The sequence below is a fragment of the Coriobacteriaceae bacterium genome, assembly GCA_025757745.1.
In the GTDB taxonomy this organism is placed as follows: domain Bacteria; phylum Actinomycetota; class Coriobacteriia; order Coriobacteriales; family Coriobacteriaceae; genus Collinsella.
In genome coordinates this window covers 1-12,275 of sequence record CP107217.1, presented here as the reverse complement: position 1 = coordinate 12,275, position 12,275 = coordinate 1, and the positions used below count along the sequence as shown (strand labels likewise).

Sequence of the window (12,275 nt, the reverse complement as noted above, 5' to 3'; positions counted from 1 at the left end):
CCAGCCCCCTTTGCTGTTTACTGTATGGTCATGGGCCGATATTGTCCGGCGGGACGTATCGTGAGTTTATGCAGCCCCTCAACGCGGGTGGCGGTGCTGCCAAGCTCGTTGTCGAGCGTTGCGTCGAGGGAGCTTGCGTAGCTTTTGACGGTCAGGCTTGGGCGATTGTTGTCTTGGCTAATGTGCATCGCGATAAGTTGCTCGGTGCGATCGGTTGCCAACGCGCGTGCGGCATCGGCGGCCTGATCGTTGGAGAGATGCCCTTTTACAGACAGGATACGTTCCTGAAGAAAGCGAGGATAGTCGCCTTGACGCAGCATGGTTACATCGTGGTTGCTTTCGAGTGCGAGAATGCGACAGTCCTTGAGCGTATCGATGGCATGCTTCGACAACTCGCCGGTGTCGGTGGCAAAGCCAATTGAATCACCCTGAGCGTCAAACCGGTAGCCGACGGGATTAACGACGTCGTGGGATGTCGAATATGTTTGAATGTGGACTCCGGCAATAGAGAGGGCGTCACCTGGGTCGAATTCCTCGACAGGTAGATGTGCGAGGCTTTCTTTGGACGTGAGCGTTCCTCTGCTGGAAAAGACTGGGCCATTCCAATGCTTGCACCATACCTCAAGCCCCTTGATGTGGTCGCTGTGTTCATGGGTGACAACAAGGGCGTACACGTCGTCTACCGACAGTCCGAGTTCCGCCATGCGTTTGAGCGTTTCGCGGCGAGACAGTCCGTCATCGACCATAATGAGCCCCTGCGGGCCCTCGATGAGTGCGCAGTTGCCTTTAGAGCCACTGCCGAGGATATGAAGGTGCAGACGAGACATAAGATTCCAAAGGATACAATGGGTGCGGACGAATAGAGGAGGAAGCAAATGCCTACGGTATCTCAGCATTATGGACACCATGCCGTGCCTGGGGCAGTCGATGAGACCCGGACGAGGCAGCAGGCTGCTCCTGTCGTGCTCATGGTATCAGGCGGCGCGGACTCGACGGCACTGCTTCTTATGGCGTGCACATCAAAGCTGGATATCCAAGACGGACGCGGTGTTGCCCCCATTGCTCGCGAGCGCCTGCATGTGCTGCATGTAAACCATCATCTGCGCGGCAAGGCGTCCGATGGCGACGAGGCCTTTGTGCGTGAGCTCTGCGCGAAATATGGTTTACCGCTGTGCGTGGAGCACGCTTATTTTGATGGGGAGTCGGGCAATATTGAGGCCGCGGCCCGCGAGGTGCGCTATGCCGCGGCGCGGAGGTATGTTCGCGAGCTCTGCGCCCAGACGGGGGCACCGCGAACGGCGGCTCGTATCTGCACCGCGCACACGTCTTCGGATCGCGCGGAAACGTTTTTGATGAACGCGATTAAGGGTTCAGGGCCCGCTGGCCTATCGAGCATTCCTCACCGGAGGAATATCGTGGTGCGCCCCTTGCTCGACCTAACTCATGGCGAGCTCGTGGGCTATCTACAGGTACATGGTCAGCCGTGGCGTGAGGACGAGAGCAATGAGGATATCTCGTATCTGCGAAACTACGTGCGCCATCGGGTAATGCCAGTGGTGGCACAGCGTAATGCGAGCGTGTGCAAGACGATTGGCGCCGCCTGCGAGATCCTTGGTGACGAAGATGCGTTTCTATCCCAGCTGTCGGCACAGGCGTTTCGAAGCTGCCTGCGCAAGGAGGCGGCGGGTGCGCTAGTGCTCGATGCCAGACGCCTTGCTGCGGCCGAGGTGGTAATCGCGCGGCGCATCGTGCGACTGGCGATCAAACGCATCGATCCGGACGCTCGTCCAGAGATGCGACATGTGGAGCGAGTCCTTTCCTGCGTTGCCGAGGGCGCAGGCTCGGTCACGCTTCCGGCGGGGATTGACGCACGCGTCGAATTTGGCATGCTGGCGTTTAAGGCTCCGGTGGCTCGCGAGGGCCTGGTCGCGGACTGGGTTACCGTACCCGGTCGTTTGCCGTTGGGCGGGGGACGTATGCTGGTCGCAGAGCCGATGGCCGTTGAACCGGGATGCGATATCGTGCGCCGCGCCCGTGAGCTTGCGGCTGCCGGGGAAGTGGCAGCTTTGGTAGACGCGGCTGCCCTGGGTTTTGCCGACAGCGATAGCGAGCGGATCCTGGCGGGCTCGCGTGGCGAGATCCCTGCCGAGGCGCGATTGGCGCGCCTATGGGTGGACGGTCCCGCACCGGGAGACGTGATGTGCCCGTTAGGAATGAGTGGCCGAAGCAAGAAGGTATCCGACTTGCTAGGAGAGGCTCGCATTCCCGTTTCCGAGCGCGCCGGCGTGCCCATGGTGAGGACGGCGCCGGGAGGTGCCGTGGTGTGGGTCGCCGGAGTTCGCGCGGACGAACGCTTTAAGTGCACGGCGGCGACGCGTGTGGCCTATCTGCTTCGCGTGGTTGACGCGGATTAGCCCCTCGTACCAGCTTTTCTGTGCGGCGTTGACGGTATTCCAGCGCTGATGATGCGCGGGCTGGAAAATATACCCCGTGCGCTGCTAGAATGTGTAGTTCGCGTCCATACGGCGGTGTGTGGGCGATTAAGCACAAGAAAGGGTTGTCATGGCTTCTCAACATCCGGATATCGAGAAGGTTCTGTTTACGCAGGAGGATATCGAAGGTATCGTTTCTCGCCTGGGCGAGGAGATTACGCGCGACTACGCTGGTAAGGATCTGGTGTTGATCGCGGTTCTGCGCGGCGCCGTTGTCTTTATGGGCGACCTGATGCGCAAGATCGAGCTGCCGACCAACATCGATTTCATGGCTGTTTCGAGCTATGGCGACGGTGTGAAGTCTTCGGGCATCGTGCGTATCATTAAGGACCTGGATATCGACATCCGTGGTCGCGACGTGCTGATCGTCGAGGACATTCTGGACTCGGGCCTGACCCTCAAGTACCTGATGAAGAACCTCGAGAGCCGCAAGCCCGCTTCGCTGGAGGTCGCTGCCTTCCTGTGGAAGGACGTTGAGGACCGTACCTCGGCCATCACGCCCAAGTATGTTGGAACCCATTGCCCCGATGCCTTTGTGGTGGGCTACGGCCTCGACTATGCCGAGCGCTATCGCAACCTTCCGTATCTGGGCATTTTGAAACCGGAGGTTTATTCGTAAGATGCCCGACGACCGTAACGACAACAATCCCCAGACTCCCCGGGACCCAAAGATTCCGGGGATGCCCGGAGGCAAGAAGCCCACGCGTACGGGCTGGCTGTATTTTCTTTTGGCTTGCGCGCTTCTGGGCTATGCCTTCTTTAATATGGGTTCCGGCTTTGCCAACTCCAGCAATACCGTTAAGCTCGCGACGAGCGAGATGGTCAGTGCCATTAAGCAGGATCGCGTCGAAGATTTGACCTATACGGTTCAAGACGGAAGCGTGGCGGGTCATTACTGGAAGACAAAAAAGGACAAGGGCGATACGAGCGAGCTCAAGAGCTTTTCCTCGACCTATGTCGGCTCCGATTCGCTTGCCGAGCTTATGGCGGAGCACCCCGACACCAAGTATATCGTCAACACCAACGACCCCGATTTTTGGGGCGACTTGGCGATGAGCGTGCTGCCGACGATCGCCCTGATCGCCATCATGTTCTACTTTATGCGCCAGATGATGGGCGCCAATAACAGGAACATGCAGTTTGGCAAGACCAACGCCAAGACTAACGAGGCTACGCGTCCCAAGGTCAAGTTCGAGGACGTGGCCGGCGTGGACGAGGCCGTCGAGGAGCTCGAGGAGATCCGCGACTTCCTAAGCGATCCGGACCGCTATCGCAAACTGGGTGCCAAGATCCCGCGCGGCGTTTTGCTGGTGGGCCCTCCGGGTACCGGTAAGACGCTGCTGGCCAAGGCCGTTGCCGGCGAGGCGGGCGTGCCGTTCTTTAGCATCTCTGGTTCTGACTTTGTCGAGATGTTCGTGGGTGTCGGTGCCAGCCGCGTGCGCGACCTCTTTAAGGAGGCCAAGTCTCAGGCTCCGTCGATCATCTTTATTGACGAGATCGATGCCGTGGGACGTCAGCGCGGAGCCGGTCTGGGCGGCGGCCACGACGAGCGCGAGCAGACGCTCAACCAGCTGCTGGTCGAGATGGACGGTTTTGAGGAAAGCGACTCGGTCATCCTGATCGCCGCAACTAACCGTCCCGATATTCTGGACCCGGCATTGCTGCGCCCCGGTCGTTTTGACCGCCAGGTCACGGTCGACCGTCCGGACGTAAAGGGCCGCGAGCAGATCTTGCGCGTGCATGCCGAGAACAAGCCGATGGACGAGGACGTTAAGTTTGAGAAGCTCGCCCAGATGACCGTTGGCTTTACCGGTGCCGATTTGGCGAACCTGCTCAATGAGTCTGCGCTGCTGGCCGCTCGCCGTCATCGTTCCGTGATCTCGATGGACGAGGTCGAGGAGTCGATGGAGCGCGTGATTGCCGGACCACAACGCAAGGGCCGTGTGATGACCGAAGCCGAGCGCACCACGATTGCCTACCACGAGAGCGGTCATGCCCTGGTGGGTCACATCTTGGAGCACTCCGATCCGGTTCATAAGATTTCGATTGTCAGCCGCGGCCAGGCTCTGGGCTACACGTTGCAGCTTCCGCAGGAGGATCACTTCCTCAAGACCAAGAACGAGATGCTCGATGAGCTTGCCGTGTTCTTGGGCGGTCGCGTTGCCGAGGAACTCATGTGCGACGACATCACGTCGGGCGCGAGCAACGACCTGGAGCGCGCGACCAAGATGGCGCGCGAGATGGTCACGCGCCTGGGCATGAGCGAGGAGTTGGGCACGCAGGTGTTTGGCGAGGCGCAGCATCAGGTGTTCCTTGGTCGCGATTACGCCGATCACCAGGATTACTCCGAGGAGACGGCGCGTCGCATCGATATCGAGGTCCAGCGCATTATGCGCGAGGCCCATCGCCGCGCGGTCGAGATTCTGGATGCCCGTCGCGATCAGCTTGATCTGATGGCGAAGGTGCTGCTTGAGCGCGAGACCGTCGAAGGCGACGCCGTGAATGCCCTGCTCGACAACGAGTGGGATGCCTACCTTGAGCGCGAGGGCGATATCCTGGCGGCCAAGGAGGAGCGCAATGCCAAGGCGGCTGGCATGCCGACCAAGAAGCGCGCGCCTCGCATGAGCGAGGAGGAGCTGGCGGCTGATGCCGCAGCTTTTGCGCAGGCGGCCATGCAGGAGGATGCCGAAGTCGCATCCGAGACTGCCGATGATGACTGTGCCGTCAATGCCGGTGCCGACACCGACGACGACAAATAGTCTTTGTGGTGAAAGCCTCCGCGGGGAAACCTGCGGAGGCCTTTTCTTTTGAGCGATATGGGGCCATCTGTTGATTGGGGACAGACTAAATGAGCGTTTTCACGCATTTAAGTCTGTCCCCAATCAACACCCAATTAACATTGCTGCGGCACTTTGCTCGACTAAAGCGTACAATAGCGCCTATGCGAAAGGGGAACAGATGATCAACGAAACTATGTATGCTCGCGGTGCGGAAAGCTCCATCATCCGTGAGATCTTTAGCTATGGTCTTGAGCGCAAGGCACAGATCGGTGCGGAAAACGTATTCGATTTTTCGCTGGGCAACCCGAGTGTTCCGGCGCCCGCTGCCGTGGCGGAGTCCATTAAGAAGGCCTTGGAGCTGCCGAGTGACCAGCTGCACGGCTACACTCCCGCACCGGGCCTGCCGCAATGTCGAGCAGCTGTCGCCGAATCGCTCAACCGTCGCTTTGGCACGAGCTATGAGGGCAAGGACGTCTTTATGACGGTGGGTGCCGCGGCTTCGCTCACCTGCGCGCTCAACGCCGTTACGAACCCGGGCGATGAGGTTGTTGTTATCGCCCCGTACTTCCCGGAGTATCGCGTGTGGATTGAGAAGGCCGGCTGCACGTGTGTCGAGGCGCTCGCCGATGAAGACACGTTTCAGCTGAGCGTGGACAACGTGCTCAAGGCGATCAGCGAAAAGACGGCGGCCGTCATCATCGACTCGCCCAACAACCCGACCGGTGCCGTATATACGCGCGACACGCTGACGCGACTGGCCAATGTTCTGCGCGAGGCCAACGCTCGGCGTGATCCCGAGAATCCGATTATGCTCATCTCGGATGAGCCGTACCGCGAGATCGTGTACGGTGCCGAGGTGCCTTGGGTGCCCTCGATCTACGAGAACACCGTGGTGTGCTACTCGTATTCTAAGTCGCTGTCGCTGCCGGGTGAGCGCGTTGGCTGGATCTTGGTTCCCAACACCAATCCGCAGGCTGCGCGTCTGATGCCGGCTGTTGCGGGTGCTGCCCGTACGCTGGGTTTTGTATGTGCACCGGCGCTCTTCCAGCGCGTGATTATCGATTGCATCGATGAGCCGAGCGATATCGAGGCCTATGCTCGCAACCGCACGGCGCTTACCGACGCCTTGGCGGACTACGGCTATACCTATGTTGAGCCGGACGGTGCTTTCTACCTGTGGGTGAAGGCACTCGAGCCCGATGCGAATGCGTTTTGCGAGCGCGCAAAGAAGTATGAGTTGCTTGCGGTTCCCTCGGACAGCTTTGGTATGCCGGGCTGGTTCCGCCTGGGCTATTGCGTGAGTTGCGAAACGATCATCAATTCGCTACCCGCTTGGAAACAGTTGGCGGACGAGTATCGTTAAAAGTAAAGCGCTCTGCCTACAATGTTTTACGTGAAACGGGGTTTGGTGTTAAGCCGGACCCCGTTGTCATGGACGTTGTGTCGTTGGGATGGAGTGGTTTTACGACTATCGAAGGCTATGCGTACAATGAATATAAGCGACGGCCGTGCCAGATAAGGAGACCCGATGCCCTACCTGCTTTCTTGTGACATTCATACCCATACGATGTTCTCTGCGCATGCATATTCGACCATTGAGGAGAATGTGTACTGGGCGGCAGAGCGTGGTCTGCAGGTGCTCGGATCTGCCGACCATCTGAGCTCTATGGTTACGGCTTGCCCTAATGACCTGCGCAGTTATCAGTTCTTTATCAACCAGGATATCTGGCCGCGCATTTGGAGCGGCGTGCTGGTGTTGCGTGGTGCCGAGGCCGATATCGTTTCACTGGACGGAAGCCTGTTTGGCGAGGACACTCCTGTCACGCTCGATATCGCCGGCGATTCGTACAGCCGCCCGCATTCGCTGTTCGATTTGGTTACGCGCAATTTGGATTATTTGGTGGCAAGCGTGCATAATCCGCAGCTCGCTGAAGGCGCGACGCTGGCCCAGACGACCGAGATGTATATCAATGCCCTGGAGCACCCCAAGGTGTTCATGCTGGGCCACGCGGGGCGCTCGGGCGTGCCGTTCGATATCGACGAGGTGCTGCTGGCGGCTAAGGCCAAGCACAAGATCATCGAGATCAACAACCATAGTCTTGAACACGGTGTCGACACTGAGCATTGGGCCGTATGCCGCAAGATCGCCGAGCGCTGCGCCGAGCTGGGCGTGGGTATTGGTGTGTCGACCGATGCCCACATTGGTATGGCCATTGGCAAGCTCGATCACGCCCGCAAGTTGCTCGACGAGATTCACTTCCCGCTGGATTTGATCGTGACGCGCGACCGCGAGACGCTGTTGCGCGAGATGGCGGCAGCTGGCGTGTGCGACCTGCGCAAGGGGATGTAGCGGAGTTTATAAACCAAGTGAAGGGGGCGGCCCGGGCGGGCCGCCCCCTTCTTGTGCCAGAGAATTAGCGGCGTTCGAGGACCGCTACGGTTTCGGTATGGTCGGTGTGGGGGAACATGTCGACGGGCGTGATCTTGAGCAGGCGATAGCCTCCGTCGAGGAGCTGGTGCAGGTCGCGCTCTTGGGTCACGGGGTTGCAGCTGATATAGGTGATGCGGCGCGGCTTAAGTGCGCAGGCAGCTTCGAGGAACTCGGGGGTGGAGCCGGCGCGCGGCGGGTCGATGGAAAGGACGTCGACGCGCTCGTTGTTGTCGGCGGCATCTAGGATGTAATCGGTGGCATCGTCGGCCATAAACCAGGCGCTGCGGGTAAGACCGTTGAGCTCGGCATTGCGGCGCGCGTCGGCAATGCCCGCCGGGTTGCGCTCCACGCCGAGCAGCATGATGCCGATGCCCTTGCTCTGGGCATCTTTAGCTGCGCAAAGACCGATGGTGCCGCTGCCGCAGTAGGCATCCATAAGCACATCGCCCTGGCGCAGGTCCATGCCGTCGATAGCGAGCTGATAGAGCAGTTCGGTCTGCTGCGGGTTGGTCTGATAAAACGCGGTGGGGGAGATATCGAAGTTGCAGCCGAGCAGCTGATCGCGCATGCACTCGGCGCCATAGACGATATGAGTTTCCTCACCCAAGATGGCGTTACCGGGACGGCCATTGATATTTTGGGCGACGGTGACGATATGCGGATCGAGCGCCGCGACGGCCTCAAAGAACTCCTGCGCATGCGGTAAGTCACGCTGGGCGGTCACGAGCGTGACCATGACCTGGTCGGTACGCCAACCGCAGCGGACGACGGCATAGCGAAGCAGCCCCAGATGCTTGTCCTCATTAAAGGCGGGAATATGCAGCCGCTCAGCTTCGCGCGCGATGCCGTTGAGAATCTGACGGGCACCCGGCGCCTCGACAGGACACTCGGGCACGGCAACGATTCTGTGCGTGCCACGTTCAAAAAAGCCGCAGCGGACAGCGCCCCCTTTGCCGGGGGCAAAGGGAGTGGCGGCCTTATGGCGAAAACCGCGCGGCGCAGGATATGTGCCTGGGTCACCCAGGGTGACTCCCATACCGCGAATGGGGTCGACGCTAATACCCTCGCGCTCGCAAAGGGCAGCAAAAAGCTCCTCCATAACAGCCTGCTTAGCTGCCAACTGCTTTTTATAAGGACGATTGAGCGCCGTGCACCCACCGCAAGCTTTCATGATGGAACAAGGAGACTTGGGGTCCACAGCCTTACGCGCAGGCGAAACCGGATCTTTATGCGAGCGCTTGGAGCGAGTCTGAGATGCCTTGTCCTCGCTCCGACGAGAGCCGGGACGCTTGGCCTTAGCCTTGCCTTTGGCTGACTTGCCCTTCGCATCCTGAGACGACTTGGATTTCTTAGAAGATTTTTTCTCCTCCGACCCCTCAGCCGCTTCGATCAAAGCACGACGAGCCTTACGCTCCGCACGAGATTCTGCCATCAATAACTCCACTAATTCATGAATTAAAGCTGCAAGTATTGTACCGTGCCAAGCCAGCAGACGATATACAAGCGGTTTATTCGTGTCAGTGATAAGCCCAACGACGGTTGCCCGCCGCGTGAGGGGTGTGGGGGTTAAGTTTATCGCGAGTTCCGCACGAACAGGAGGCCACTTAATGTGGCCTCCGTCGTGAGCAGGACTGTAGAGCAGGAAACTTAACCCCCACACCCCTCACGCGGCGGGCAAACTCGCCTTGTGCTCTATCACGCTAAAGTGTATGATTCTGAACGTTACATGACTCACTTTACCTAACTAAAGTGTCATCAAGGGGGAATACCATGAACACCGATATGTCTCGTCGTCAGTTTGTTGGTCTAGCCGGCTCGCTCGCCACGGTGCTTGGCCTTGGTCTTGTCGGTTGCGGCGGTGGCGCCGGCAAGGGCTCCGCCGCTGGCTCTGCCGCGGCCAAGGATGTGAAGGGCGCTGCGGAGTCCAAGAAGCTCGTGGTGGGCTTTGATAAGTCCTATCCTCCGTATGGTTTTGTGGGCGACGATGGCGAGTACACCGGCTTTGATCTCGATTTGGCCAAGGCTGTTGCCGATAAGCAGGGCTGGGAGGTCAAATACGAGGCCATCGACTGGGATGCCAAGGATACGCTGCTCAACTCGGGCGCCATCAACTGTATCTGGAACGGCTTTACCATGGAGGGCCGCGAGGACGACTACACGTTCTCCGAGCCGTACATGCTCAACGAGCAGGTGCTGGTGGTAAAGAAGGATGCAGGCATCAAGAGCTGGGACGATCTTGCCGGCAAGACCGTGATTACCCAGACTGATTCCGCTGCACAGGATGTGCTCGAGGGCGACCAGAAGGATTTGGCCGCGACGTTTGCCACGCTCGATACCATCGGTGAGTACAACACGGCGTTTATGCAGCTCGAGAGTGGTGCAGTCGATGCCGTCGCCTGTGACCTCTCGATTGCCCAGTATCAGCTTGCCGCCAAGCCCGATGCCTATACACAGCTTGATGAGCCGCTGTCCAGCGAGCACTACGCCGTCGGCTTTAAGAAGGGCGACACCAAGTCGGCCGATGCCGTGACCGAGTCGCTCAAGGCACTCTATGAGGACGGCACGGTCAAGGACCTGTGTGATAAATATGCAGATTACGGTCTATCCTTCGACAACTGGGTTTTGAAATAATGTCTATCCAAGTCATGATGCAGATGCTTGGCCAGGGATTCTTGGTCAGTTTGCAGCTGTTTGTGCTGACGCTGCTCGGGTCGATTCCCCTGGGAATTCCCGTGGCGTTTATGCGCATGAGCAAGGTCGCGCCGCTGCGCTGGATTGCGCGCATCTACATTTCGGTCATGCGCGGTACGCCGCTCATGCTGCAGATGTTTGCCATCTACTTTGCCCCGTATTACGTGTTCGGCATCTCGCTCACGCCCGATTCCAAATGGACGGCGTGCGTTGTGGCGTTCATCATCAACTACGCCGGCTACTTTGCCGAGATCTATCGCTCGGGCTTGCAGTCGATTCCGCGCGGTCAATATGAGGCCGCCGAGGTGCTGGGCTATTCGCGCACGCAGACGTTTCTGTATATCGTGATGCCGCAGGTCGCCAAGCGTATTCTGCCGGCGATGGGCAACGAGATCATCACGCTGGTCAAGGACACGTCGCTGGCGTTTGCCATTGGCGTGGGTGAGATGTTCTCGACCGCCAAGGCGCTGGTTGCCTCGCAGGTGAGCATGGTGCCGTTTGCGATTGCGGCGCTGATCTACTGGGTCTTTAACTTTGTGGTCGAGATGCTGCTGGGCGCCGCCGAGAAAAAATTGGATTACTACCATGATTAATTCGGTAATGAATATAGCGAACGCGCGCAAGGCGTTTGGCGGCAATAAGGTGCTCAAGGATATCTCACTCGAGGTAAAGCGTGGCGAGGTTGTGGCGATTATCGGGCCTTCGGGTGGCGGTAAGTCCACGCTGCTGCGCTGCGCCACGCTGCTCGAGACGCTCGACGGTGGCTCGCTTTCGTTTGGCGACCTTGCCGTCGCGACGGATGCGGGTTCGGGCGCGGTGTACGCAAAGGGCGATGTGCCTAAACAGGCGCGCTCGCGGTTTGGTCTGGTGTTTCAGAACTACAATCTGTTCCCGCACTATACGGTGATGAAAAACATCACCGACGCTCCGGTTCGCGTACTCAAGCGTCCGCGCGAGCAGGCCGAAGCGCGTGCGCGTGAGTTGATCGCGCAGATGGGGCTTACGGGCAACGAGAACAAGGTGCCATGTGAGCTTTCGGGTGGTCAGCAACAGCGTGTGAGTATCGCCCGCGCCTTGGCGCTCGACCCGGAGATCTTGTTCTTTGACGAGCCGACTTCGGCGCTCGATCCCGAGCTAACGGCCGAGGTGCTGCGTGTCATTAAAGACCTTGCCGCGCAGAATATGACGATGGTGATCGTGACCCACGCAATGCAATTTGCGCGCGATGTTGCCGACCGCGTGGTCTTTATGGACGGCGGTCGCATTGTCGAGGAGGGTCCTGCCGAGCAGGTTATCGATCACCCGCGTGAGCAACGTACCCGTGAGTTCTTGAGCCGTATCGAGGGCTAGGCTCAGCTATATATTGAGAAAAAGCCGCCGCAGGTCTTATGGTCTGCGGCGGCTTTTATTTGTATCGATGGGGTTTAATAATCGCCTCGCATGCGCTCTTCTTCCTCTCGCCGCCTGTATTCATACGTGCGCCGAAAGGTATGCATGGACGGTCGCCCGTGAGGGTAGGGTGGTGGCATAGGACATTTGGAGGGTGAGTCGGCTCGGCTGCCGACCATGCTGCTCCCGGGATGGCACCGACCGCGAACTCTCCCCGTTGGCGTCGCGCATTGCGCGCGGCCCTGCAAGGAGGTCATCATGGGTGCTCCCAAGACCGGTAACGTAAGGAACGTGGTGCTCGTAGGCCAAGGCGGGGTGGGCAAGACCTCACTCGCCGAGGCCATGCTCCACCTTTCTGGCAAGACCGCCCGCCTGGGCGGCCACGACGGCACCAAGCCCACGCTCGACTATGACCCCGAGGAGGTCAAGCGTGCATTTTCCATCTCGACGACCATTGCGCCGATCGACTGGAAGGGCGCGCGCATCAATGTG

The 12,275-nt window shown here is 59.1% G+C and carries 10 protein-coding genes and 1 pseudogene; 9 read left to right on the top strand and 2 right to left on the bottom strand.

The genetic code is table 11. The features are described 5' to 3' along the window. Window positions 1-17: 17 nt before the first annotated feature. Window positions 18-827: an MBL fold metallo-hydrolase gene (locus tag OGM60_00055; protein ID UYI99232.1), complete on the bottom strand. Its 810-nt coding sequence runs from the start codon at window positions 825-827 to the stop codon at window positions 18-20. 48 nt (window positions 828-875) lie between these two features. On the opposite strand from OGM60_00055, the gene tilS reads away from it, so the two are divergent. From tilS to OGM60_00030, 5 genes are all read left to right on the top strand, one after another. Continuing rightward, entirely contained in the window at window positions 876-2,414 is a 1,539-nt protein-coding gene (gene tilS / locus OGM60_00050; GenBank protein ID UYI99231.1) for a tRNA lysidine(34) synthetase TilS, read from the top strand. 148 nt (window positions 2,415-2,562) lie between these two features. Next, complete coding sequence (gene hpt, locus OGM60_00045) at window positions 2,563-3,111, top strand: hypoxanthine phosphoribosyltransferase (GenBank protein UYI99230.1); 549 nt, start codon at window positions 2,563-2,565, stop codon at window positions 3,109-3,111. Between the two features lie 61 nt (window positions 3,112-3,172). Next, the gene (gene ftsH / locus OGM60_00040; GenBank protein ID UYI99229.1) at window positions 3,173-5,251 is read left to right on the top strand and encodes an ATP-dependent zinc metalloprotease FtsH; all 2,079 of its coding nucleotides are present in this window, start codon (window positions 3,173-3,175) and stop codon (window positions 5,249-5,251) included. Between the two features lie 199 nt (window positions 5,252-5,450). Further along, complete coding sequence (locus OGM60_00035) at window positions 5,451-6,635, top strand: pyridoxal phosphate-dependent aminotransferase (protein ID UYI99228.1); 1,185 nt, start codon at window positions 5,451-5,453, stop codon at window positions 6,633-6,635. Window positions 6,636-6,800: 165 nt separating this feature from the next. Next, window positions 6,801-7,622 (top strand): phosphatase, encoded by an 822-nt coding sequence (locus OGM60_00030; protein UYI99227.1) that lies wholly within the window; start codon window positions 6,801-6,803, stop codon window positions 7,620-7,622. 64 nt (window positions 7,623-7,686) lie between these two features. Here the strand turns inward: OGM60_00030 and rlmD are convergent, their stop codons facing one another. Further along, complete coding sequence (gene rlmD, locus OGM60_00025; GenBank protein UYI99226.1) at window positions 7,687-9,135, bottom strand: 23S rRNA (uracil(1939)-C(5))-methyltransferase RlmD; 1,449 nt, start codon at window positions 9,133-9,135, stop codon at window positions 7,687-7,689. Window positions 9,136-9,473: 338 nt separating this feature from the next. Here rlmD and OGM60_00020 point away from each other — a divergent pair, with 338 nt between their 5' ends. From OGM60_00020 to OGM60_00005, 4 genes and pseudogenes are all read left to right on the top strand, one after another. Further along, the gene (locus OGM60_00020) at window positions 9,474-10,334 is read left to right on the top strand and encodes a transporter substrate-binding domain-containing protein (GenBank protein ID UYI99225.1); all 861 of its coding nucleotides are present in this window, start codon (window positions 9,474-9,476) and stop codon (window positions 10,332-10,334) included. Next, a complete protein-coding gene (locus tag OGM60_00015; protein UYI99224.1) occupies window positions 10,334-10,987 on the top strand; it encodes an amino acid ABC transporter permease in 654 nt (217 codons plus the stop codon). The genes OGM60_00020 and OGM60_00015 overlap by 1 nt, the downstream gene beginning before the upstream one ends. 7 nt (window positions 10,988-10,994) lie before the next feature. Continuing rightward, on the top strand, window positions 10,995-11,744 hold the full coding sequence (locus OGM60_00010; protein UYJ00185.1) for an amino acid ABC transporter ATP-binding protein: 750 nt from the start codon (window positions 10,995-10,997) through the stop codon (window positions 11,742-11,744). Between the two features lie 297 nt (window positions 11,745-12,041). Continuing rightward, window positions 12,042-12,275, top strand: a pseudogene (locus OGM60_00005) (GTP-binding protein).